Origin of the sequence: Paraburkholderia fungorum (assembly GCF_900099835.1) — a bacterium.
Taxonomy (GTDB): Bacteria; Pseudomonadota; Gammaproteobacteria; order Burkholderiales; family Burkholderiaceae; genus Paraburkholderia; species Paraburkholderia fungorum_A.
In genome coordinates this window covers 300,132-322,685 of sequence record NZ_FNKP01000004.1, presented here as the reverse complement: position 1 = coordinate 322,685, position 22,554 = coordinate 300,132, and the positions used below count along the sequence as shown (strand labels likewise).

Annotated in this window: 23 protein-coding genes; 9 read left to right on the top strand and 14 right to left on the bottom strand. The window is 60.0% G+C overall.

Features of this window, described 5'->3' with window-relative positions:
- Nucleotides 1-253 precede the first annotated feature (253 nt).
- Nucleotides 254-871, bottom strand: a complete 618-nt coding sequence (locus tag BLS41_RS37145) for a LysE family translocator (protein WP_074774954.1) — start codon at nucleotides 869-871, stop codon at nucleotides 254-256.
- A gap of 339 nt (nucleotides 872-1,210) precedes the next feature.
- Here BLS41_RS37145 and BLS41_RS37140 point away from each other — a divergent pair, with 339 nt between their 5' ends.
- From BLS41_RS37140 to BLS41_RS37130, 3 genes are all read left to right on the top strand, one after another.
- The gene (locus BLS41_RS37140) at nucleotides 1,211-2,008 is read left to right on the top strand and encodes a tyrosine-type recombinase/integrase (RefSeq protein ID WP_253189932.1); all 798 of its coding nucleotides are present in this window, start codon (nucleotides 1,211-1,213) and stop codon (nucleotides 2,006-2,008) included.
- 72 nt (nucleotides 2,009-2,080) lie between these two features.
- Nucleotides 2,081-2,548, top strand: coding sequence for a hypothetical protein (locus tag BLS41_RS37135; RefSeq protein WP_074774458.1), 468 nt, complete (start codon nucleotides 2,081-2,083; stop codon nucleotides 2,546-2,548).
- Nucleotides 2,549-2,718: 170 nt separating this feature from the next.
- Entirely contained in the window at nucleotides 2,719-4,191 is a 1,473-nt protein-coding gene (locus BLS41_RS37130) for a 3'-5' exonuclease (RefSeq protein ID WP_074774455.1), read from the top strand.
- Nucleotides 4,192-4,297: 106 nt separating this feature from the next.
- Here the strand turns inward: BLS41_RS37130 and BLS41_RS37125 are convergent, their stop codons facing one another.
- From BLS41_RS37125 to BLS41_RS37075, 10 genes are all read right to left on the bottom strand, one after another.
- Nucleotides 4,298-5,275 carry a deazapurine DNA modification protein DpdA family protein gene (locus BLS41_RS37125; RefSeq protein WP_074774452.1) on the bottom strand — a complete coding sequence of 326 codons (978 nt, stop codon included), beginning with the start codon at nucleotides 5,273-5,275 and terminating at the stop codon, nucleotides 4,298-4,300.
- Between the two features lie 358 nt (nucleotides 5,276-5,633).
- Complete coding sequence (locus tag BLS41_RS37115) at nucleotides 5,634-6,020, bottom strand: hypothetical protein (protein WP_143026503.1); 387 nt, start codon at nucleotides 6,018-6,020, stop codon at nucleotides 5,634-5,636.
- A 129-nt stretch (nucleotides 6,021-6,149) separates the two neighbouring features.
- Entirely contained in the window at nucleotides 6,150-6,320 is a 171-nt protein-coding gene (locus BLS41_RS39455; protein WP_216350663.1) for a hypothetical protein, read from the bottom strand.
- A gap of 300 nt (nucleotides 6,321-6,620) precedes the next feature.
- The gene (locus BLS41_RS37105; RefSeq protein ID WP_074774440.1) at nucleotides 6,621-6,806 is read right to left on the bottom strand and encodes a hypothetical protein; all 186 of its coding nucleotides are present in this window, start codon (nucleotides 6,804-6,806) and stop codon (nucleotides 6,621-6,623) included.
- A 78-nt stretch (nucleotides 6,807-6,884) separates the two neighbouring features.
- On the bottom strand, nucleotides 6,885-9,215 hold the full coding sequence (locus BLS41_RS37100; protein WP_074774437.1) for an AAA family ATPase: 2,331 nt from the start codon (nucleotides 9,213-9,215) through the stop codon (nucleotides 6,885-6,887).
- Complete coding sequence (locus tag BLS41_RS37095) at nucleotides 9,203-9,754, bottom strand: hypothetical protein (RefSeq protein ID WP_074774434.1); 552 nt, start codon at nucleotides 9,752-9,754, stop codon at nucleotides 9,203-9,205. Before BLS41_RS37095 ends, BLS41_RS37100 begins: the two co-directional genes overlap by 13 nt.
- Nucleotides 9,755-9,956: 202 nt before the next feature.
- Complete coding sequence (locus BLS41_RS37090) at nucleotides 9,957-11,333, bottom strand: metallophosphoesterase family protein (protein WP_074774951.1); 1,377 nt, start codon at nucleotides 11,331-11,333, stop codon at nucleotides 9,957-9,959.
- A gap of 83 nt (nucleotides 11,334-11,416) precedes the next feature.
- Nucleotides 11,417-11,896 carry an NADAR family protein gene (locus BLS41_RS37085; RefSeq protein ID WP_074774431.1) on the bottom strand — a complete coding sequence of 160 codons (480 nt, stop codon included), beginning with the start codon at nucleotides 11,894-11,896 and terminating at the stop codon, nucleotides 11,417-11,419.
- A 158-nt stretch (nucleotides 11,897-12,054) separates the two neighbouring features.
- On the bottom strand, nucleotides 12,055-13,443 hold the full coding sequence (locus BLS41_RS37080; RefSeq protein ID WP_074774428.1) for a recombination directionality factor: 1,389 nt from the start codon (nucleotides 13,441-13,443) through the stop codon (nucleotides 12,055-12,057).
- Nucleotides 13,440-13,706, bottom strand: a complete 267-nt coding sequence (locus BLS41_RS37075) for a DUF7696 family protein (protein WP_074774948.1) — start codon at nucleotides 13,704-13,706, stop codon at nucleotides 13,440-13,442. The genes BLS41_RS37080 and BLS41_RS37075 overlap by 4 nt, the downstream gene beginning before the upstream one ends.
- A gap of 641 nt (nucleotides 13,707-14,347) precedes the next feature.
- On the opposite strand from BLS41_RS37075, the gene BLS41_RS37070 reads away from it, so the two are divergent.
- The 6 genes from BLS41_RS37070 to BLS41_RS37045 all read left to right on the top strand — a co-directional run bounded on the left by BLS41_RS37070 (nucleotide 14,348) and on the right by BLS41_RS37045 (nucleotide 19,046).
- Nucleotides 14,348-14,929 (top strand): AcaB family transcriptional regulator, encoded by a 582-nt coding sequence (locus BLS41_RS37070; protein ID WP_074774425.1) that lies wholly within the window; start codon nucleotides 14,348-14,350, stop codon nucleotides 14,927-14,929.
- Between the two features lie 89 nt (nucleotides 14,930-15,018).
- The gene (locus tag BLS41_RS39330) at nucleotides 15,019-15,819 is read left to right on the top strand and encodes a hypothetical protein (protein ID WP_074774422.1); all 801 of its coding nucleotides are present in this window, start codon (nucleotides 15,019-15,021) and stop codon (nucleotides 15,817-15,819) included.
- 9 nt (nucleotides 15,820-15,828) lie between these two features.
- A complete protein-coding gene (locus tag BLS41_RS37060; RefSeq protein ID WP_074774416.1) occupies nucleotides 15,829-16,224 on the top strand; it encodes a bactofilin family protein in 396 nt (131 codons plus the stop codon).
- Between the two features lie 1,191 nt (nucleotides 16,225-17,415).
- Entirely contained in the window at nucleotides 17,416-17,670 is a 255-nt protein-coding gene (locus BLS41_RS37055) for a DUF1488 family protein (RefSeq protein WP_074774414.1), read from the top strand.
- Nucleotides 17,671-17,770: 100 nt separating this feature from the next.
- Entirely contained in the window at nucleotides 17,771-18,007 is a 237-nt protein-coding gene (locus tag BLS41_RS39880; RefSeq protein WP_074774411.1) for a hypothetical protein, read from the top strand.
- A gap of 538 nt (nucleotides 18,008-18,545) precedes the next feature.
- A complete protein-coding gene (locus BLS41_RS37045; RefSeq protein ID WP_074774408.1) occupies nucleotides 18,546-19,046 on the top strand; it encodes a hypothetical protein in 501 nt (166 codons plus the stop codon).
- A gap of 218 nt (nucleotides 19,047-19,264) precedes the next feature.
- On the opposite strand, the gene BLS41_RS37040 is transcribed toward BLS41_RS37045, so the two are convergent.
- The 3 genes from BLS41_RS37040 to BLS41_RS37030 all read right to left on the bottom strand — a co-directional run bounded on the left by BLS41_RS37040 (nucleotide 19,265) and on the right by BLS41_RS37030 (nucleotide 22,488).
- On the bottom strand, nucleotides 19,265-19,771 hold the full coding sequence (locus tag BLS41_RS37040; RefSeq protein WP_074774405.1) for a DUF2726 domain-containing protein: 507 nt from the start codon (nucleotides 19,769-19,771) through the stop codon (nucleotides 19,265-19,267).
- Nucleotides 19,772-19,881: 110 nt separating this feature from the next.
- The gene (locus BLS41_RS37035) at nucleotides 19,882-21,588 is read right to left on the bottom strand and encodes an ATP-dependent helicase (protein WP_074774402.1); all 1,707 of its coding nucleotides are present in this window, start codon (nucleotides 21,586-21,588) and stop codon (nucleotides 19,882-19,884) included.
- Nucleotides 21,589-21,603: 15 nt separating this feature from the next.
- Nucleotides 21,604-22,488, bottom strand: coding sequence for an ATPase (locus BLS41_RS37030; protein WP_074774398.1), 885 nt, complete (start codon nucleotides 22,486-22,488; stop codon nucleotides 21,604-21,606).
- Nucleotides 22,489-22,554 lie beyond the last annotated feature (66 nt).

The following is a 22,554-nucleotide window of genomic DNA, read 5'->3' as shown; positions in this document are numbered from 1 at the left end:
TTCTGACCGCATCAAGGCAATGCAACCAGCAATCCACTCGCCCGAAAGCAGCCATTGAGCGATAGCAGACCAGATCTCGACTACGCGAATTGGATGGCGACCTCGACCATCGGCTCCTGGCCGAGTCCGGCCCGACGTAGACCGCGATCTCTCGCCGGTCTCAACAGCTATGCGGCCGGCGTAGCCCGACCCCGCAAGGCACGGTCGAGCAGAGACATAGCGGCAGTTCAGATAGGCTCCGCCGGGCGCTTTGCTAACGAAATGCCTGTCGAATTCCCAGCGCAATCATGAGCCCTCCACATGTGAGGACGATCCATGCCTTCGCGCGACGATACGCCGTCGCAATCGCCGCGTGCGATAGAACGAGCGCGACCGCTCCGTACCAGCACGTCGCTGTTGCACCGACAGTAGCAAGCACCGCGAAGAACGTCGGCATGGAAACGTGCGTGGGCACGGCTGAGGAAAACACCGCCGCATAAAAGGCGATGGACTTCGGGTTCGCGATATTTGTCGCGATACCTTGTAAGAACGCGCTACGAGACGGAGGCGCCTTCGTTGGCTGAGTTGCTCCTGTGGGGGGCGCCCATACCGATACAACGAGCCGCAGCCCGAACCAGATCAGATAGGCCGCGCCAACAAGCCTAATGCCAACAGCGAGCCACGGCAAAATAGCGAACACCATTCCGATACCAAGGATGGCACAAGTGGCCCAGAACAGATTCACCGTAACGATTCCGGCGACAAGCGCGAGCGCATCGGAGCGTCTGCCGGCTACCGCCTTCTGGGTGATCGCGACGAAGTTCGGCCCGGGTATGACGACAGCAGCCGCATAGACAGAAAAGACAGTCGCAATAGCAGACGAATTAACCATTTGTAGCCCCAGCGAATTGCGGTTGTACAAAACGTGGATTTGCTTCATCAGCCAGTATTCTGAAGCAATTCACGACTGACCGCTGTTGGCCGAGCCGGGAAGGCTCTGCGGTGGCGTGCGGCAGTCCAACTGCCCTGTTTTTAGAGGCAGAATTGCGAATCGAAGATTCGCGGGGTGGAAATTTAACGCCAATTCAGTATATAAGATGCGATGGACACAGATAACCGATCGCTCTAGAGCATCGACCCCTCTGCTGCGTACTCGAACTGGCAGTCAACCGAGGCTGCGGGAGCGAACCGGCGACCCTTTGCAGCCCGCTCGATTGTCCAGCACACTGCGATGTTCGAGCGCTTCCTGCGACACCTGGCGCTATCACGCACGTCACTGGCTCATTTTGGCTCTGATCATCTGGAGTCGTTTTTCGGAGACGTCGACAATCACTGTTCGCCCGGCACCACCACCCGCCTGCGTTACGTCAAACTTCTGGACCGCCTGTGCCGTCACCTGCTCGAACTCGGCATAAGGAGCAGCAATCCGGTGGCACCTTTTATCGTGGCCGCGTCGTGGCCAGAGGATGACCCAGTCCCCCTTTACCTTGATCCTGCAGGCGACGCTGCGCTTCAAGGTTACGTTCAGTCCGTGGCTGGCGACGACAACCGGCTGATCCGTAACCACGCGATCGTTGCTCTTTTTCTGGGTAGCGGCATTACGGCGGCAGAGTTGCGATCCGCCGTGCCGCACGACCTCGTCCTCGACAATGTGCGCCCATACCTGCGCGTGCCGAAGCGCGGGTACCGGCTCGAGCGCACCGTGGCGCTACCGCCCTTTTCAACTCCAGCGCTGGCCGCGTGGCAGCGATTGCGTGCTGCTTCAGATGATGCCCTTATTTTCCCAGCGCCCGGGACGACTGATAAAGCCGTCAACGACGTACTTCTCGGCGCGATCGTGCGCGATGCACTTGTCGCGATCGGCTTTCACGCGCCAGACATGAGTCCGCGCGTCCTGCGCAATACCTTCGCGCGACGCCACCTACTCGCGGGACGCTCCAACGACGAGGTACGCGCCTTTCTTGGACTCTCGAGTCAACGAACCGTGATCCGTTTGCGCGCAACGATTCAGCCGGCCACGGTGTCTTGACTTGGTCGTCCGATCCGTAGCGTGGTTTTGCCGGTTCAGCCGAACTGGCACGACCTCACTCACGGAGATTGCATGCCATATCACACTCCCTTTAATCACTTCGTCTTTGCCGACGAGACAGGCCGCCCTTCCGTAACCCGGTACCGGATCGCCCTAAACGATGGGCAGGATCGGCTGGCTATTGTCCACATCGATCATACGGGTCAGAGCGATCAGAGTCCCCTCACCTCGTCCATCGCGCGGGACAGCATCCTCAACCGGATTTTTGAGCATGACCTCAGAGGCGTTCCGGTTAATTTCATCCGGCTGGTCGTAGAAAGCGACGGAACAGGCAGCATGTTCGCGATCGAGGTCGACATTGAAGACTACATCGCCCGAGGAAACCCCTTCGACTCAACGCACGTGGCGACCGCCGGCGGGATGCTGCAGGAGAGAATCTCCGTCAGGTCCGCAGCGGCGCTCGCCGGCAGCGCACGCGTCAGTACTATCCACGCGACGCCAATGCCGGTCCCGCAAGACATTGCCGACGCCCTGAAGTAAGGCATCCTGCGCCGGTGGCCCACGGGTCGCTGGCGTCGTCAGCGAAAGGACCACCAGTTTGTGCGGCTTTGCATCGCCCCACAGTCGGTCGAACAGGCAGACTGGTCTGAGCCCCTTGACTTAGCACAGCGAACGCTAAGCTGGGACATCCAATTCACAGACAACAGGCGATGCAAGCAATTACACCCACGCCGGAACAAATGACCGTCCTTGAGGCCGTCGACGCAGGCGAGACGGTGAAAATCAAGGCCTATGCAGGTACTGGCAAGACGTCGACCCTTCGTATGATCGCGGACAGGATGGCGCGTAAGCGCGGTCAGTACCTTGCGTTCAACAAGGATATTGCGGCCGACGCCAAGCGTAAATTCCCGGGCAATGTGTCCTGCAGGACGGTGCATTCGGTGGCATACGCCGCGGCCGATCGCGCACTCACCGCAAGGCTGAACCTTCCGAAAGAACCTCCGCATATGCTTGCCGGCCGGTATGGTCTGGGACCACTGCGCGTGCCGACCATTATCGGAAAAACGATTGAACTGTCAGCGTTTCAGGTCGGTCGACTGGTAGCGGACGGAGCAGCACGCTTCTGCCGTTCGGCCCAGTCGGAGCCTGACACCCGCCACATCGTCATCGACGAGCTGGTGACCGAGGAGGCGGCCGACGAGTTGCGCGCCACGCTCTTACCTCACGTTGCAAAGCATTGGGGCGAAAGTATTGCGCCGCAAGGCAAGACCGCCATCACCCCCGATGTCTATCTAAAGTTGTGGGAACGCTCGCGGCCGCAGATCGGTGCGGACTTCATTCTTCTCGATGAGGCACAGGATAGTGACGGCCTCATGCTGTCAGTTCTCCGGTTTCAGAAAAATGCGCAGATCATCTACGTGGGAGACCCGTACCAGCAGATCTACGAATGGCGAGGAGCGGTCAACGCCATGGAGGTGATCAGGGCCCGCGAGTGCGCGCTCACCGAGTCGTTCCGCTTCGGCCAGCACTTCGCAGCCCTTGCTTCGCGCATATTGAATCTGCTCGGGGAGCGTACGCCGCTTCGGGGCCAGGCGGGTATCGCATCCACATTCTACGAAGACGCGGATTCTGCACGCCGCTTTGATGCAGTGCTGTGCAGGAAGAACGTGACGGTGGTAGGCGCACTGGCCAACGGATTGATGGCTGGCCGCAAGGTCGCTGTCCGCGCAAACATTGACGAGATTCTTGCGTTTGCCGACGGCGCAGACAGACTGATGCGAGGCCAGCGGACGTTCACGCCCGCTTCGCTCGCGTTGTTTGAGTCATGGCAGGACGTCCAGGACTACGCTAGCAGCCTGGCCGGTCGGGACCTTCTGCCTGTCGTGCAGATCATCGATCGCGAAGGCACAGCCTATTTGCGCCAGCTGCTATCGCGCGTCACACCGGAGAGCGAGGCGGACTACGTGGTCTCGACCATTCACCGCGCGAAAGGCCTGGAATGGGACCGCGTCAAGGTGTCGGGCGACTTCCGTTTTAAGACTGGCGATGATGGGCGCACAACAATGACCGATGAAGAGAAGCGCCTGCTGTATGTCGGCCTGACACGCGCGCGCACCGAAATGGACGTTTCAGAATTGCGGAGCGATCTTCTCAAAGTCTTCGCGGGTGCCCCAGCGAACTGATTAACAGCCTTCACGAACCTGCACTGTGAGGGGCGAACTGGCATTCTGTCAGGGAAAAAAAGCCCGTGCGTCAGAGGACGCGCGGGCTTTTTGACAGGTAACAGGATCAGGCATGGAAATTCAGACGGAACTGATCGCCGCACGCGGGAACTGCGCGCCGCATTGCGGACTCCATCCACCGATCCATCTGCATGGAGCGATGTGCGAGTGTGTTCGGATGACCTGATTTCCGGGCTGCAATACGTGCGGAGAAATCGTAGGCCATTGAGTCGACGCTCGCCACCCATTCATACATCTTCACCCGCTCCAGAGCGGTTCCTTTGACGCCGAACAGGTGTAGACGCGCACCCGGCGGCAAGCGCCCTTCCAGCCCTTCCAGAATCGCATAAAGGCCGTGATTCGGGTCCGTGAGATGCCGACGGCATACGGAGCCCAGGCCGATCAGTGAGGGCGGTGCTATCCACGGCGCCCAGCGCTCCCACACCTGTAACATCAGGTCGATGCTGCGCCGGTAATCGTCAACCGACCAGCCCTGCACCACTGGTACTGGGATACGGACCAGGTTCTGTACAGCATTTGCGCTCATTGTCCGCATCAGTTCGTCTTGCCACGTATAAACGACACGTAACATCCCTTCAAGCAGCGTCGCTGTCGCTCGCACCCGATAGTCGATCGCAGGCTGATCAGCTGCCAGCTCGGGCTCGCAGCAGAGGTCCGGCTGTGCTACCCACGCCGATCCGGCGAACGAGGCGAGCTCAACAAACTGTTCCATCGTCCAGGGATAGATGCCGGCGATTCCGGCCTGCCGCCCCTTTGATTGAAATTGCCTCATCGCGGTGAAACCGGCGCTGTCCAGAGCAAAATCAATCTCCGTCAAATCGGTCGTTTCGGGAATGCGGAAACGCCCCGCTTTTGGCTTCCAGAAAGCCGAGGCCGAGACCGTGCCGGCGAACCCCTCGTTGAAGGCGTGAAAGGCCAACTTGCCGCCACTATGAGGAATGCCGACGCGGATCAACAACCCTTCGTCGACATGCGCGTTGCGTTGTGAACCGGGCAAGCGGTCGGTGTTTGATTCAAGACTCATTAAAGTGCTCCAGCGTAAGCGCGGCGCATCCCGAGCGGGCTGCCCCGCAAGGGTGTGGAATGCGACCGCTTAAGCGGTACGAGTAAAGAGATTCAGCTATGGCCTTTCGATATCAAGCATCTGTGCTTCGCTGAAGGCGTTTTCGACAAGATGCCGATCGAGTTCGGGCGGCGCCATATTCAATCGCTCAGCAAGACGCGCGGGATACCCAACACGGGTTGCAATGTTCTGATAACGCTGTCACGCACCGGTTGGCGGGCCAGCATCATCCCGTTCAGCGAGCATGGCGTGGATCCGATCGCTACACGCCCCTAAGCTCCCCTTCGGGAGCGTCTCCCAAAAGGGGCAAAGAATTGGATCAGGCAAGCGCGGTTTCCGTACGGATGTGCTTCATCCATTCGGGCGCCGAAGGTAATCGCGCGACAAGGCCGATGATGCTTTCGCTGGCGCCCGTGCTTGCACCGACACAGGAACCGTTGAGAATTGCGGCCTGCAGATACAACAGAAACGCCATCGCGTCGACACCATGCTCCACTGCGACGGCATCCAGCGATTCGGCGGCGTTCAACAGTTCGAGCAGGAAGCGCGACGACAGTGCTGCGCGGTGCATCGTCACGATCGCTGCGGTCGCGACGTCCGACGCTGCGCCTGGATCGGCATCCGTGATTTCAGCTTCGGTAATTGCCTCTGAATTGACGAGGCAGCGCATGACATCATCTAAAAAATCGCTGCACGAGTAGGACACGATCTGGCTCCTTGAAAAAAACACCGGACAGATCGCCCCAGACGGGACACCTGCCCGGCTGGGTTAAAGAAATGAGAAGAGGGTTGAGTCGAACGGACTACCGATCAATGGCGGACGCTGTGCACGTCTCTAGACGCTGCTGTATCGCAAATGCCGGTCAAATGGCGATGGACTGGTACGTTCTGCCTGCGTGCTGGAGCGACGGTCGCCAGATGCCGCAGCGGATTGCTGCTCACAGAGCAGACAGGCCAGAGCCAGCAACGCTCCTATCAGCGTCGCCGTCGTAATTTGCTTCTTCATGATCGCCTCGCGAATGGGCGAAAGCCCCAACGCTCTCTCGAGGTTGGGGCTTTCGCGTCAGGAACAGGTTTGCGGGTGAGCAACCGGGAAGACAATCACCCGGCCATCCTTGCAGAGAGCGAAATCGGCCGGCTCTCCCTTCGGCGCCCGGACGACAATCTTTGCCACATGGTCCGTCGTCGCGGTCCTTGCCTGTGGCTGGGACGAGCAGGCGCACAACGACGAAGTGCCTGCCGCAATAAGCAGCATCAAAAGGTTGGTCATGGAATATTGCCGTCGTAATGAGTGATCGCGCCCGCCTTACGCGGCGCGCGAGTCGAGAGGGATGCTCGCGAGATGCGTCACCCACTTGCCGTCGACCAGCACGTCACGCATCAGCGTGCCGTTCAGGACGTAGGTATGGGTGTTGCCAACGCGGGCAATACCAGGCCGTACCGCGACCGTGATCGTCTCGGTACGTGTGTGCATGTGTTGCTTCAGATTCATTGCGTTCCTCGTTGGAAAAAATGGACGAGGAACGCCCCGTGGGGAGCGTTCCCCACAGGGTTAAAAAGCATCGAGCGCTCAGGCAGCGAGCGCTTCAACATCGATTACCGCGTCAGCTTCAGCAATCAGCTCGGGTGTCTGCGAGATAAAAAACTCCCGCTCGTACTCGCCCTGCTTCAGCACTTCGCGTTTCATGCGCATGAACTGCACCTTGCGCTTCGGGTCGAGCGGACCGTCAGACTCATCGCTGAACAGTGTCTGATACGGCTGCCCCGCATTGCGCGCGAGGTACAACGCGATGCCGCGAGTCAGACATTCGTTGATCCACACCTTCTGGCCACCGGACATCACCGAGACAGCCTTGGTGTTGTCGTTATCGGCGTCGTGCACGAGGATTTCGAATCCCTCGCGCAATTCGCCGCTGGCCAGCGCACGCTGGGTCTGAATCTCGACAGTAAATCGCATGCCATAACATGCGAGCAGCAGGTCGTTGACCGTCTGCGCAAGTGCCGGCCCAGCATCGTCGATCGTCAGGGCAATGACCCCATCGTTGCCGAGACCCTTGGCGGTCAGTTTCCATCGTGCGATCTCGTCCGATATCCGGTCCGCGCGCGATTGCGTTGCGGCGAAACCGGCAAGTTCTTTCGAGATTGCATCGCGCTCCGCCTCTCGCGTCGATTGCGAACGGATCAGCGCTTCGATCCGTGCGTCAATCGCTACCGTCGCCTCGCGACTGGCTGTCAGTTGCCGGTCGAGCTCAGCGATCGCACCCGTCACGTCGACGGCCGCAAGGCGCTTCGCTTCCGAGTCAACCTCCATCACCAGAGCATTCAATCGGGCCGTCTCTGCCTCCCGGCGTACACGTCCCTCCTGCTGCTCCGTCTCGAGCGACGCCAGTTCCTGCCGGGCGACATCGAGACCTGCGGTTGCTGCATCGAGCAGAGGCTTGCGGGCGGCGAGATCAGTTGCCTTCTGCAGATCTGCGCGCGCGGCTGCTATTGCGGCGTTCACGCTTCGGAGCTCACTCTGCTTCGCAGCGAGTTGCGCGACCTGAGGGGTTAAAAGCTCCGATTGCTCCCGTTGCTGCCGGAAGTTTTCACGAAGCTTTTTCAGCGAGATGACCTGCTCAGCTGCCTGCGTCGACGCGTTGCGCGCCTGCGCCAGCAAAGGGCATGTCGAATGCATCTCGTGCCCCGCACAAGGAACCTCACCAATCACCGCTGCCTGTTGCTGCAGGGTTCTAAGCAAAGCCGCCTGTGAGCTCCCCTGTGACTCCAGTCCTTTCAGACTCGATGTCACAGAGGTCAGCGCCAGCCGCTTTGACTCCAGCTCCGCGATTACGGCCTGCAGAGGCTCGACGCGCGCTTCTTCACGGGCAAGCCGCAGCTGCGATTCATCACGCAGCGCGGCCGCACCCAGAATCGCGGCGCGTTGCTGCAACGTCGATTCGTGTCCCGCGATGGTCTGCTGGATCACGCCTCGTCGCTGGGCTACCCGCTGCGTTGCGGTGTTCTGCTCGCCTGCGAGCGTACGCAGCGAGTCGGACAGCTCGGCACGTCGCGACGCCAGTTCACGTAAGCGGGTCTCGACAGAGGCGTTTTCCGCCTGCCTGGCAGCAAGTGACGCCCGCTGCGCGGTCAGATTGGCGACCCCGGCCTGCAACGTCTCACGATCTTTCCGGGCAATCACCAGCGCCTCGCCGTCGGCGACAATCGCGCGTTCGGTCTGGCTCAGGTGTTCGCGCCTGCCTGACAGCGTGACAAGTTCATGCTGGACAGCCGACAGCGTACGGCCGAGCACCTTGGCCACCTCGCCCGCTTTCGCGGACAGGGCGCGCAGGTGATCGATCCTGAGCAGATCGGCAAGCAGGCCCTTGATCTCGCTCGCGCCGTAAGACGCGAGCGGACGGCGGTTCTGAGCCGAAAACTGGCTCGTGAAGAACGTCTCGAGCGAGCCACAGATCGCCTCGACACAGCGATCGTAGGTCTCGCTCTTTCCGTCCGACACAGTGCCGTCCGGCAGCGTGAAGGGCGTCCACGTACCGTCGGACGAACGCCACGCGAGAAAGTACTCGGCTTTGCCCGTCTTGCCCGTCTTGCCCGGCTTGCGGAAAGCGAACGACGACCGGTAACGGATGCCGTCGTGTTCCCACTCGAACTCCTTCACTGCCTGGGTGCCGGAAATATGGTCCCAGTAGGAGAAGGCGTCGACCGACAGTCTGGTCGCCCGGGACGGCATGATCCGGTACGGATGCAGGTTATCGATGATCGTGGACTTGCCGGCTCCGTTCGGACCCGTCAGGGCGATCAACCCGGGTGGAAGTGGCTCGAGATCCAGCGTGAGGTTGTCACGCCTCATTCCGTCCCGAACACCCTGGAAACCTTCGAGCGTCAGTTTCAAAGGCCGCATGTCGGCACCTCCGGAATGGGCGAATCGAACAGATAGTCTGACGGCAGCCACGGCACATCGTCATCGTTGGAGAAAGACGCGCACAGCACCGGATCCGGCCGGTTTGGCACCGGGGCGCTTTCAATGGCGACGGGTACAAGCGTCCCCTCGACTGCCTTCTGGACGTCGTCGCAGACTTTGGCGTATTGAGCTGCCGCCAGCCGAAGGACGCTGTCCCAGTTATCGCAACCGGTCAGGACTTTCAGTTCACGGCCGCTCCACTGGTTCGCATAGCCAGAATGAAACGACCACAGCAGGTTCTGCATTTCGACGTCAGGTACGACAACGAGTGCAGGATTCTCTGAGGCGGTCGACTCGGCGAGTACGAGACAGCTATCGCGTTGAGCAAGCACGGCGCCACGGTCGGCGCCAAACGGTTGATGAAAAATGCCGGCAGTAAATCCTGCGTGTTTCACAAGATCGCCCTGCAGCGGGCGGACGGCTACGGTTGCGTTGAAATGCCGGACCCAGTTAGAACCGGCGGGATACAGGCCAAACATGATCACACTCCACAGAAAAGAGGCGGAGTGCTCCCGGTAGGGATCGCTCCCCGCTAGGGTGTAAAAGAAAATGGATACAGCTAACTGCTATCGATGCGTCAATGACGCGGGTGAATCATGTTTCGATAGCCCACGATGGCTATCGGAACACGACGGTGTCCGCGTGCGAGCGCCGTACTGGCCACTCGCACGAAAGGGCGGCTTACGCCGCAAACAGATCATCGGTCAACCACGACAACGAGGACGGTTGCGGCGGAACCCCAAGGTCCGGCGATGCCGGTTCAGGCGGCACCCATTCAGGCACTGCCGGCAACTCCAACGTGCCGACGAGACTGAGTGCCGGAGCGGCTGGGACAGAGTCGATTGCGCCAAGCACTCTGGCCGCGATCGTCTCTGCGTCCCCTGTCTCCAGCAACTGGACGCAGTCGAGGACCGGTGCAGGTTCTACGTCGGACAACTCGCACCAGCGCGCTACCTTCGCTTCGACAGACGGTTCCAGGCTGATGCCCTGGGCCCGGCTCCGAACCACCGGCAACACACGCCCCTCCACTTTCAGGGCCGCCGCGCCGGTGAACATGGCTGCAATCGCCTCGCGGTCGACCAACTGCCGATGCTCTTCGTCGATCTGCCAGCGCACGCGCACGAACTTGTCACCCGCGCCGTTTGCGATCTCCTGCAGCTTCTTCATGTCGGGCGGGCCGTCGAAGTCGATGCTGATCATCTGCCGCGAAGGCGTGGATACCGGAAGCGAATCAGCTTCTTCCGCGTACACACCCCACAACAGATAACCTTTCTCGCCCTCCTCGCCATAGTGAAACCGTCCGATCGATCCTGGATAGGCGATCCGGCGGCCCTCGCGGGTCCAGAACTGTTCCTTGTGGATGTGCCCGAGCATGAACGCGCTGCACTGTGCGTCAAACAGCGCGCCCAGCGAGAACTCATGATCAAAGCCCGCCATGGTTACACCGTGCTCGGTGGTACACCCGTTCACGGTCCCATGCGACACACCGATCGTTGGGATACCCGCTTCCCGCAGCCCGGCGTTCACGCGGCCTGCCGCTGCCAGATAGGCGGCAAGCACGTCGCCCAGTTCCGTACCTGCTGCGAGCGCGCCAACGCTCACTGCAAGCTGGCCCTTGTTGACCGTCGGAAGGCACGTGAAAACGGCTTGCGGTTGTAGCGCGATGATGTCCCGCAAGACCTCAGGCGAGAACAGCGGCCCATCCGATGCGAGAAATCTTCCGCCGATCAGCGCGACCTGAGATACCCGATCGGCGATGTGAACCGGGTGCGTGGCACCCATCAGCGCGAAGTTATCGAGCGTGCCGGGTGGCTCGTGCGAGAACGTACCCTGCAACATGAGGACAGGCATTTCGGCGGCCAGCCGGTGAACCTGCGTGGCCAGTGCGTTCAGCGAGGGAGCATGTGCATCGAGCCGGTGGTCGGTAGCGTCACCGGAAATCACCGCGACCTCGGCCTTCCGTTCGATGGCATCCCCGACTGCAAAGGAAAAGCACCGATCAGACTCCGCGAGGTTTTCAGGTGAATAGTGCAGGTCAGAAAAATGTGCGACTTTCAATTCCGCCTCCGTAAATGCAAAAAGGCCGCCTGCTGGCAGCCTCATGGGTGGTTCACCGCGTTGCGGTGAGTTAAACGTCAGGTTTACGACAGCGCATCACGCACGCGCATCAGCGTAATACCGAGCAGATTTCGCCCGCGCCAGTGCTGTCTGTCAGCGATACGCGCATCCCGCTCGCCCAGTCCGATACCCCAGATCAGGTCGTATGGACTCGCCTCGACCAGTTCGGTCGGTGCCGTAGCGAGAAGGATCGAGCGCAATCCAGGGTTCTGCGAAAACTTCTCACGGCACCCCACAAACACGATCGACTCGCGACGCAACTCCCATCGCGCGAGATCGAAATTGGCGACCCTCCGGCCGATCATTTTCTGCGTCATGGGATCATCCGTTGCGAGGATCTTCGATGCAGACTGTTCATCATCAAACAGCTTCGCTTTGGCGAACATCATGAACTGTTCGACACACGTGAACTGCACATCGTGATAGCTGAACCGGCATGGATGCCAGTTGCTGAAAACATCGTCCGCGCCGAAGAACGCGGTCAGGTTGCCTACCCGGCGCATGGTGCGACTCCGTTGGCGATACAGTGAATGGCCGCCGAAGCGGGCTGTTTCGATGCGCGATGCGCTGTCGAAAACACTTGAGCAAGCCTGCTTGCTGAAATGTTCTCGCGGGGGAAAGACCAGCCCCGAAGGGCTGGCAAAAAGTGATGAGCAAACGCTCAGATAAGCAACGAGTGCTGACGTGCTTCGACGATCTCCCGATCGAGAGTCGCCGGATCATTGAGCGCAGTTTCGAGTCGCCCAATCATCGCGTCAACATCCTGCACCCGTTCGACCCATCCTCGACCGAACCGGACATGCGCGAACACCTTGAAATCGTGTTTGCGATCTTCCGAGCTCAGGCCGAGACGCTTGAGGAGGTCTGACATACGGTCCCGCTTTTCCTCAATCGTCTCGCTGATGGCCTCTCCAGCTGGATCACCGGCCTGCCCCAGGACATGGGCCAGTAGCGAACCGGAAGCAGGCCCACCAGCCGGATGAGCAACGCCGGATTCGGAACCCGGGTCAGATGCCGCATCCTGTGCGCCCGGCACAGAGTAGGCGAAAGCACCTTCGTCGCCATCGACCCGCAACGGAACGATGTTGCCGCCAGCCTCGACCAGCGCGACCGCCCGATTGGCCGCCGCGAGCGCCGGCTCCGGATGATCGGCGCCATCAAGAAGAGACCCGATGTCGATCTCCGCGTCCAGCACTGTCAGCATCTGCTTTGCGCGCAACGGTTCGCCGTTATCGCCGATCCGTGTGATATCGAACTCCCGCTTCGATATCCAGAACCGCGTGCCCGTCAGCCTGCCGCGTGCGAGCACGACGGTCTGCATGGCGGAATACGCCTTCTGCAGCACGTAGATGCTGTTGGTCGGCAACTCGATAAGTCCAAGACCCCTGATATCAGGGATAGCGAAAATAAAGCTCGCCGACAGATTGCACTGGCGCGACTGATACTGCGGACAGCGCTCGGGATCGCAGATCCCGTCGGGAATCGCATCGTCCTGACGGAAGATGATGTCACGGCCACCAAACGTGCGGCTGGCCCGCTGTGCTCGCGGCGCGCGCTCGACCTTCGCATAGGTCTTGCAGTACCGCTGACCATCGCTGCCGTATTCCGAGAAGAACTTGCGGCCGGTGGTGCCCCACGCGGTCATCTGGTTGGGCAGATTGCCCATCCAGTCGTTGAACGCGAACAGCACCGGAAAGCGATAGAGCTTCACGCCTTGCCCGCGGTCCTCTCCATACAGGCGGAGAATCTCGGTGGCCACATCGGGGTTGGTGAAATCGGATTTACGGCAGGTGAAATACGGCGCGTTGCGCGGAATCATGGCGTTTCTGATACTAAACCGTGATTCGAGCACTTTCTCGATCGTTTCGAACGAGTCGCCGGCGACGACCATCTCTTCATAGAGCGCCACCGCGTTGGGATTCGCATTGGCAACTGCCTGCTTGAGCACCTTGATGCCGGGGCGGATCTTGCCGATCGTTGGCGGCCGCAGCGCTCTTTCTTCGACAATGCTCCTGGGCGGAGCGCCGGACAAACTGGGAACAGCGTTCATGAGGGTTTCCTTGAAAGAAAGAATATCGCCGTCGTGCGCAACTCTCTGGCTGAATGCTCCAGATGGGTTGCAGCCGCCTCTCCGCGGACTTCGGCAATGTGGGACAGAAAGACACGGCGCTCGGGGTCGCTGTATGCAGCGATCCGGGCAACCTCGCACCGCTCACGCCATGCTGGCGAAGCGGTATCGGTACAGGCGCGCTCCTCTTCGATCTGTCTGGCGATCGAGTCGGCAATGCGCGTATCAAGACGGTCAGGAAGCAGCAAGACACCTCCACAGGTCAAAGGCACAGGACAAAAAAAAGCGCGTTCCCCGGTCAGAGGAGCGCGCTTCGGATTCAGTGATAGAAGACCCGGGCGCCACGACCTTTTCGGGGTCGTGGCGCTCAGGGAGCCGTGAGGCTCACAGTCGGGAACGTTAGGTCGTTCCCGCGCAGCATGGTCGCGCTGCGCAACAGCCCATTTTCGGAAAATTCATTCCGCCGCAGGATCACGGATCAGTCCACTACGATCGTTCTACCCAGATGGGCTCTGGAGAGAGAACACCCGTTATCCGGGTCCGAACGATGTCGCGGCGCAAATGAATGCGGCCGGCGACGAGTTTTATGACTGAAAGATGGGGAGCGCAGGCGAAGCGCTCATCAGAAGAAAAATTCCACACCAGTAGCCAGCTGGTCGGAGCATGCCTCGGTAAAGCATTCGGGCACGGCTTGTACAGAAGATGGACGCCGGGCTGGGCCGGGTCAGGGTCGATGCGTCTGGGACGCGAGAAGTAGAGTCAGTATTGCCCAAATACGGCACTGCGCATCCCGGAAAGCTGACGAAATGAGCGCAGCTTTTGCCGGTTTTCGTCATACGTGAGGCGCGCACAATGGGCGGTGAGAGAGACCACCCAATAAAATCCCATGGCTGCAGTTCTTGATACACCCCCTGAGCCAGATCGCCCGGAGCGCTCCGACGATCCAAAGCTCAAAAGCGTCAGTGGCCTCAAGCCAATTGAGAGACTGACGAGCGATACCCGCGTTGCGCGTATCGTGCCAGAGTCCGATACGGCAACAGTGTTGCACTACAGCTCGCAATTCGCACGCGACTTCATCCGCTCCGACTACAACTTCTGTGCGGCGAAAATCGCCGTTGCTCGCGGCGGCAAGGTTCAGGCGCTACAGTCAGCACTGCGGGACGCCTCCGAATGGCTGCGAAAGACCAGCGAGTGGATAGCGCGTCACGATGCCCGGCCAATCGACATGCTGCCGGAGAAGATCGAACTCGTCATCACGCGCCCGCTGGCTGGACTGCTGGTGCGATGTCTGACGCAGTACGACCGGATCTTTGTCGGCTCGATCGCGGCCATGCTCGCAGAAAAGATCACCTCGACCGACCGCGCCAACATCCTCGCGAACGCGGAGAAGCGTATCAGGCACATCGTTCAGATCTGCATGCCTGACAACGACCAGTACGACTTCGACGGCGAACGCCGAGAAAAGTAACAGACCCGCACGACTCTCACACCACTGCCCGGAAGGATTGACTTCCTGTCCGGATGGGTACGCTCGACTTCTCACACTGGAGACGAACAATGGACATACGGCAAATTCAGGCGCTTCACGCCCAGTACTCGCAACAGCCCGTGATCATCGACATCGCCGGTCACTCTGCCGCCATGCCGGCGCTCCCGGCACCGGATGGTGCTGCCGGGGGACGAGGGGACCTCCGCAGGCTCCGGGCAAAACTGACGGCGGCCAGCCGGCCGGTGGTGCTATGCGTAGCCGTCGCGGCGCTCGCAGGTGGCGCCGGGATCAGCGCGGCGAAGATATGGCGGGTCATGCACGACGGCGTAGCAGCTTCGCCAGCAGCGAACGCCGGTGGTGCCGTCGGGCGCACAGCCATCGCAGAAGAGGCCCCCATCAATGCCGCGCCCCCACGACCGCTGACGAACTCTGACTTCGGAGCGCAGACCTCGCCTCCGTCCGCACTGGCCAACGTTGATGCACGTTCGCTGGCGATCAACGCTCAAGGCGCTGCGACCATCGCACAAAAGCCTGACACGAGCGGCGCGCTCGCCCCGCTTACGACTGCGGCAGCGTCCCCGATTCGCGCGCAGCACGGCGCTCCGGCGCCGCAGGCAGCCGCCGTAGCGGTACCTGCTGCCGCGCAAGCGACTGCAGTCGCTCCGGCCGCCACCCCCGCACCCGCGCCGGCTACGACGGCAGACCACAAGGATTCTCCCGTGAGCGCGACCAGCCAGCGTCCCGCATTGCGTCCGCTTCGGCGTGTGATGCCGCACCACGCGAGCCAGGCCGCGTCGGAATCGGCTGAGTCGGCCCAGCCACAACCTAAGCCCGCCACTCCCAAGGGCGGTGACGTTCAACTATTCTGAGAGGCACGTATGAAAACCCAACTCCCAAGCGTCACCCTCCTCGCGCCAGGCGTCTCAATTCACGGCGACCTGATTCTCGACCATGGTCTGAGCAACTTCGGAATCGTCGACGGTAACCTGATTTCGAACGCAGGTCTGGTGCACGTCGGCCAGGGCGGTATGGTCAAGGGGCAGGTTGAAGGTGAGCACGTACGCATCGACGGCACCGTAGAAGGTGACGTACACGCGCGTGGCGTTCTGGAAATCAATGGCCGGGTGAAGGGGAACGTCTTTTACTGCGGCACGATCCGGCTCGGTCCGCGGGCTTCGCTCGAAGGTCAGATCAAACGCAAGGCGAGCGAGCTGACGCTCGAGAACGCCGCAAATAATGTCCAGCAGTTCTCTCGCACAGTCGCTGCCAGTTAATCCTGCACGCAGACTCCCAAGGCATACAACTTGCGCAGCTAAAGAAGGCGGGAGATCTCGCCGGCAGGTTTTCCTTGGGGTCAACCATGAACTGCATCACTCGAATGTCTTTTACCTATGCGCTCATCGGCGCGGTATCGATGTCAGGAATGAGCCTGACTGCCGCTGCGGCAAAGACTGCCCCGATCGGTGGAGCAAATCCGACCGGTTCGACGGAACAGGACCGTAACGGCTCTCCGCGTAATTCAGTTCCCGGCGCGGACAATGAAAATAGCGCTCGGCTTGACGCGTCCAGAGCTACTCAGTCAAACAGAGGTAGAAGCAACGGCCTGAACATGGGGACAAACAGCGGTGCAAATAGCAACGTCAACGCCCCTCCGGGCCATTCGCGGCAACAGGGCCGATAGGTGATCGTTCCGCACGCGCTTGTCGTTTGATCCGGTTTCCATCGTCAGTGCCAGTCTGACCCGCTGGACTTTTGTCTGGGGGTCGTCTCTTCGTCGACAAAGCTTGCGCAGAGAGGCGGCGATTCACTTTCGATGAAAATGAGGTGGTGATTGCGTGATGCCAACGCGTCCGGCTGACAAATCATCGTTAAGCTGACTTACCTAAAATTGGCATCATCGTATCGATTCACTTTCTGCGCATCAGCAGCCCCTACTCAGCGGCACGGCGCGAATGACCCGACTTATTACATTATTCGATGAAATTAGTGTCGTTCGAATTCGTGAATCGGTGCATTGAAAATATGACGGCTTAGTCGTATAACCCACTGCCACCAACCACAAATGCTGTTTACGCTGAACGCCGCCATCTGTAGTCGTCTCATTAAGGGCGGGAACAGAATTTTTCTTTGACGTCAGTGCTCCCCGTTAAGGCCGTCAACAGTCCAGCAACTTTGGTCGCCTCTTAGGGCGACGTAATAAATAAAGTTCGCACGACCAGATGGGTATACAGTGCGTAGGCCGTCTTCTCTAGATGGACCGACGTTTTAGAGGTAGTGATGCAATCAGATATCAGCAAAGCATTTCCTTCCGTAGCTAATGAGCCTGCTTACAGCCAAGATCACCCGGCGAAAATCATCATTCTCAGGCCTGCTTCCGTTAGCCGGCCAGAACAGGGGGGCATCAAGTACTCGCTCGTCGTTTCTATCGTAAATAAGTCGCGGTATTCGACTCCCCCCAAAAAAGGATGATTGTGGCGCTCCATTTTCCCAATCCGAGCCGAAGCTACCATGCCGCGAAGCATTGCGTGCTCTTCTGGGGATACGACGGCTCTCGGGAAATTACGTTCGAGGTCGACAGCAAAACGCTCGAAGACCTGCAACCCGGACTCGGATCTGACGAACGCTCGTGTCTCGCGGCATTTGACGAATTTCGCGAGAAACTGCTTGAGATTGCGAGAAAGCGATACATTCGCGGTCCGCAGAATAGATATTCGATTTGATCCAAGCGGCGTGCCGGTCTGGTCATTCTAGCAATGAGTCGCCGCGACGCCCCGACGTTTGGGTATTGCCAGGTAAACATGCGGGTCAAGGTTGCCTTCCATGTACCGAGTAATTACCTACCGAGGTTTCGAGATTCATGTCGAATTGACTCCAGCGGCTGAAGACATGTTTGACGTAGCTTTTCAGATCAGGGGCGACGCAAAACTTTCGGTATTCGGCGCACGGGGGAACCGCATACAATTGCGCAACGGGCCCTTCACTAAACGCTGGGCCTACCTTGTAGCGGAAATTTCCGGGCAAGCCGCAATCGACCTGTTGCTTGGATCCGTCGACTGAGCGTTGTCGTTTGCTCAAAATCTGGTCTCTTGCCTATCGCACCTGATAATGCCGTCATCCGCCGTCCGGCGCGACGGTCTAAGTATCTGCAACTATGGCCCGCAGGGCATGACGGTCCACGAATACTGAATGGTGCGCAACCGTTCTCGCTCAACGCCGCGAGAGGCATTTACTCTCGGGCCACTTCTCTGCCCGCGAATTTGAGATGCCCGCTTTCGGGCAGTCAGCAGGCACTGACTCTATATTTGCAATAGGCCACAATAGGTCTGGTTTTGCCGGGCACATAGGATGCGTGGCCAGCTACATCCAGATCATGCACGCACGTCCGTGACCAGTCCCAAACGCGCCCCGCTGCTCCCCTGCGGCCTAAGCGCTCTGTCGGGCGCTGGCGCCCAGAAACGAAAGTTGTAAGGCACGGGTTAGGCCCCATTGTCAGGCCCATGCGCTCCGCCTCTAAAATCAGTTGGTGTCATCGTGCTTTTGAGAGTCGATGGAACCGGTATAGATCACCCACTTGCCATTGCGGGGAGCCCAAAAAATGAAGTTGGCTATGCGCTTCTTTACGATCGTCCATGGGCTGATGGCTGTCCTATTCACCTGCGCGGCACTGATGTTGATCGCGAATGCCGCTCGCATTGGATCGACTGCAATTGGCAGTCCATGGGACTCGGCGAGTGCGCTATCCGTCATCGAAGCTTTGGGGGTGTTGGCCGGGGCCGTTGTCGCCCTGCAGATCGCGGAGACGGTCGTAGAGGAAGAAGTCATCCGGGAGGCTGATGTGAGTGCCCCGACGCGGGTGCGACGTTTCATGTCTCGATTCCTGGTGGTTGTCGTCGTCGCGCTTGCCATTGAAGGGCTCGTGGCAACGTTCAAGGCGCTTCACCAGGATTCATCACAGCTTCGGTATGCAGCCTTGCTGATTGCTTCTACAGCGTTGCTGCTTGCCTCCTGGGGACTGTTCGTTTACCTGAATCGGTCCGCGGAAGAATTAGAGCCCGAAGCCATGGCCGAAGCGAAACGCGAAGATAAGAACGTGTAATAGTTCTGTGCCGAGTGTGCTGGCCGAATGCGACGCGTCTCGCCTCGCCAAGAATGGCACGCGGCTTAAATCGCCAACAATCCGACCCATTGCACTTCAGCTCATCATTCAAGGGGACGGCTTTGCGGCCGACCTTCCTCCAATGGGGTCGGGGCATAGCGCCCGTCATTGGTCGACCCGGTGCCCCGGATGTTCGTTGCTCGCACACAGAGTCGAAACTACGATGGTCTACCCTGCCCAAAGAAATCGACCGTCCCTGTCGGCGGCAAAACGACCTCCCGGATCTGTTCGCGGCCTGGACGTCGGGATGCTTGAAAGCGGACCGTGCGGATACCTGCCGATGTGACGAAGCCGTCACGTCGCTGGTCTTTCACTCGGTTATGTGAACGATCATCAAGCTCGACGACTGCCACAATCTGAAAATCGGAAGTGAAGATACCGTAGTCGATACGTTTCTGGGCAATGCGCAGGAAATCAGCATACCCCGCCTTGCCCTTTGCGACCGGATCGAGCAATGCGCTCATCGCAATCTGCGGAAAAACGTAATGCTCGGGTAGCGCGTCGCGCAAGCGCCCGAAGAACTCGATCTCGTTCGGGGTCATCAGCGCGCGCGACGTAAAGCAGGGTTGCGGGCGACCGCTGCCCCCCTTGCGTTGCAGCACGGCCAGCACGACAACAATCAGGATTACCAGCACGACGAACCAGACCCACGGAAGAACTTTCATATTTAGATTTGCGATTCAACATCATTGGATAGCGCCCACCCGTCCTTTTTCACGCGACGGGTCGCGGCGCCGGTTTTGAACAAAGCATCGCGGATGCCCGTATCAGTAGCTCATAGCACTTCTGATTCGATCACGAACCGGGAGACCGGATTCTTCTTGATGGTGGCTATCACGAGGCTATCGCGCGCGCGGGTCATCGCAACGTAGAACAGTCGGCGCTCTTCCGATTCGCCGCTCTTTTCATCGGGAACCACACCCTCCTCCGCGCGCGTGATCCAGACGTGATCCCATTCCAGCCCTTTCGAACTGTGCATCGTCGTCAGCACAAGCGCGCCCGCGACCGGTTTGTTGTTGTCCCGTTTCAGGAACTCGATGCGCTCTGCAAACGTGCCATTCAACCGCGCGAGAACGTCGTACGTGGCCCGGATCGCGCGGGCCGCCTGGTCGCCTTTGGCATAAGCCATCATGAACTCCAGCACGCCCTCGAGCGCCAGCGAATAGAACTTGCGCTCGCAGAGCGCCTTCCACTCGGCGAGCCGCTTCATGAAGCTGCGGTACGTCGTGGCCGTATCCTCATCGATACCGAGGGCGACCAGATCCTTCTTCAGCCGCTGTTTCAGCTCAGTACCCATATCGCGGTGAAGCGCACCCAGATGCGCAGAGCTCATGCCCATGTAGCCGAGCACAGCATCGAGACCGTTGCGCTTGCTCCCCTCCACGATTTCCAGCAGGTTGCACATCAACGCACCCTGCGGTCGATTCAGCACAGAGCTGCCAGAGGCGCGGTGATACGCCACGCCGTGGGACCGGCACACCGATTCAATGGGATCGAAGATACGGTTGGTGCGCGCGAGGATCGCGCAGGATCGTCCTTCTGCGAGCAATGGTTGAAGTCGTTCAATGGCCGCCACCGCATCGGCATATTCGTCGTCCAGTCGACTCGTCGTGACGCTTCCGCCGATACCGCGCTCCGCACGAAGCGCCTTTGGAATACGATCGACGTTGTGGCGAATCACGCGATCGGCGGCCGACAGGATCTCGCTCCTGCAGCGATAGTTACTGCCGAGCACAATCCGTTGCGCGTCGAACGTCGACGCGAAGCTCTCCATCCCCCGAACGCCCAGCGCGGCCCGAAAGCCGTAGATGCTCTGATCGTCGTCGCCCACAACCGTGACCTGCGTCCCGCCCTTCGCGTGCAATTCCACCCACCGGTACTGAAGCGGATCGGTGTCCTGAAACTCGTCGACGAGCAGATCGGTCAGCCGGTATGGCGTAATTTCGCCACTCTCCATGCCGGCGACAGACAGCCGCAACATGTCCTGGAAATCGATCTTGCCATTCCGGGCGAGCGCATCCTGATATGCGTGATATAGCTCGGCGTCTGCCGTTCCCGGCTCGACGCGGCCAAAGTCCGTCTTGATACGCTCAATCACCGGCACCACTTCTTCCGGCTTCCACGCGAGGCCCAGTTCCGCGATCACGCGCGCGAGCAGGCCCATGCGATCACCGTCAGAAGCAATGTCCCGCTTCCGGCCACCGGGAGGCGTCAACTGTTTGAAGGCCAACGAGTGAAATGTCCCGGCGACCAGCCGTCGCTTCGCATCTGCTCCAGCCAGCGAGAGGATGCGCTCCCGCAGTTCGACCGCCGCGTCCTTGCTGAAAGTGACCGCACCAACGACGGCCGACGGATCGGACAGCAGCAGCGCGGCCTTGGTCGCGATCGTCTTGGTTTTGCCGGCGCCGGGACACGCGATCGCGACGCAATGGCGGCGTAGCTCCGCCACCTCGCGCTGTTGCTGGTTCAACTCGTCGAGCATGGCATTGCCTCTGGATTACCGGCCGCGCACGGTCGTCATCAGGCGCAGATGGGTCATGTAGCCGCGCACGCCCACCGGATGGAACTTGCGCAGGAAGCGCGACGTTTCCTCGTCGACGTCGGACTGGTCGCGCACGCCGTTCCATACCAGAAAATCGAAGTTGTCCATCACCTGGTCGAACCGCAGCATCAGGGAAAGCAGGCGCATCGAGAATCGCGAATAGGCTTCGACCTCAATGTCGAGCGACGGCTTCGTCACGCTCGGCGTGAACACGATGTCGCCCTGATCGCGCATCTTCGACTCCGTCTTCTGACGGAATTCCCGCGCGACGGTCAGCTGTTCGTCGACATACGCTTCCAGATCGCCGATCTGTTTCTCGAACCAGCCCGTCACCGTCCCCTGATCGTCCGCGCCGAAGGTCGAGCGGCCGAAGCGTTGCATGTTGATGCTCATACGGTTCAGGTACGGCCACCATTGCTCGAACAGCGGCTTCAGACGCGTGTGGTTGAGTCGCACGGAGGCTTTGACCACAGCCGCGCCCGAAAGCTGACGCGCCATCAGTTCGCGGCCGATTTCGCGACGGCGCTGCACGATCGCTGCGCGCTCGGCGGGCGAAAGATCACGGAACAGCTTGCGGGTACGTTCGACCTGATCGCGCTTCTCCGCGGCTTCCGATTCGCTGATCATCCCTTCTTTCTGGAGGGTGACCGCCGCGTCTTCCATCTGCTGAAGTTCGCGCTCGATTTCACCGTCGTCTGCCCCATCAGTCGTCGGTCCGCCCGCTGCAGTGGCAGCGGCGCCCGGTGCGCTTTGCGCGTGAACAATGTCGGCCGCCGGTGTGCCCTGGACGCCGGCGCCTTCTGCGTCGGCCAGATTCGTCTCTTCGTTGATCGTGCTCATGGATGTCCCTGTGGTGAGAGCTCGCGCGCACGCGCGGCATGCAACCTATTGTTGCGGCCTCGCAGG

Coding starts and splice junctions, on each gene's coding strand:
- BLS41_RS37140 (WP_253189932.1), top strand. CDS start 1,211: ATGTTCGAGCGCTTCCTGCGACACCTGGCGCTATCACGCACGTCACTG.
- BLS41_RS39455 (WP_216350663.1), bottom strand. CDS start 6,320: ATGAAGAAGCAAATTACGACGGCGACGCTGATAGGAGCGTTGCTGGCT.
- BLS41_RS37035 (WP_074774402.1), bottom strand. CDS start 21,588: ATGCTCGACGAGTTGAACCAGCAACAGCGCGAGGTGGCGGAGCTACGC.
- BLS41_RS37125 (WP_074774452.1), bottom strand. CDS start 5,275: ATGAGTCTTGAATCAAACACCGACCGCTTGCCCGGTTCACAACGCAAC.
- BLS41_RS37145 (WP_074774954.1), bottom strand. CDS start 871: ATGGTTAATTCGTCTGCTATTGCGACTGTCTTTTCTGTCTATGCGGCT.
- BLS41_RS37030 (WP_074774398.1), bottom strand. CDS start 22,488: ATGAGCACGATCAACGAAGAGACGAATCTGGCCGACGCAGAAGGCGCC.
- BLS41_RS37040 (WP_074774405.1), bottom strand. CDS start 19,771: ATGAAAGTTCTTCCGTGGGTCTGGTTCGTCGTGCTGGTAATCCTGATT.
- BLS41_RS37055 (WP_074774414.1), top strand. CDS start 17,416: ATGATTGTGGCGCTCCATTTTCCCAATCCGAGCCGAAGCTACCATGCC.
- BLS41_RS39880 (WP_074774411.1), top strand. CDS start 17,771: ATGTACCGAGTAATTACCTACCGAGGTTTCGAGATTCATGTCGAATTG.
- BLS41_RS37070 (WP_074774425.1), top strand. CDS start 14,348: ATGGCTGCAGTTCTTGATACACCCCCTGAGCCAGATCGCCCGGAGCGC.
- BLS41_RS37130 (WP_074774455.1), top strand. CDS start 2,719: ATGCAAGCAATTACACCCACGCCGGAACAAATGACCGTCCTTGAGGCC.
- BLS41_RS39330 (WP_074774422.1), top strand. CDS start 15,019: ATGGACATACGGCAAATTCAGGCGCTTCACGCCCAGTACTCGCAACAG.
- BLS41_RS37080 (WP_074774428.1), bottom strand. CDS start 13,443: ATGAACGCTGTTCCCAGTTTGTCCGGCGCTCCGCCCAGGAGCATTGTC.
- BLS41_RS37100 (WP_074774437.1), bottom strand. CDS start 9,215: ATGCGGCCTTTGAAACTGACGCTCGAAGGTTTCCAGGGTGTTCGGGAC.
- BLS41_RS37095 (WP_074774434.1), bottom strand. CDS start 9,754: ATGTTTGGCCTGTATCCCGCCGGTTCTAACTGGGTCCGGCATTTCAAC.
- BLS41_RS37060 (WP_074774416.1), top strand. CDS start 15,829: ATGAAAACCCAACTCCCAAGCGTCACCCTCCTCGCGCCAGGCGTCTCA.
- BLS41_RS37135 (WP_074774458.1), top strand. CDS start 2,081: ATGCCATATCACACTCCCTTTAATCACTTCGTCTTTGCCGACGAGACA.
- BLS41_RS37085 (WP_074774431.1), bottom strand. CDS start 11,896: ATGCGCCGGGTAGGCAACCTGACCGCGTTCTTCGGCGCGGACGATGTT.
- BLS41_RS37105 (WP_074774440.1), bottom strand. CDS start 6,806: ATGAATCTGAAGCAACACATGCACACACGTACCGAGACGATCACGGTC.
- BLS41_RS37045 (WP_074774408.1), top strand. CDS start 18,546: ATGAAGTTGGCTATGCGCTTCTTTACGATCGTCCATGGGCTGATGGCT.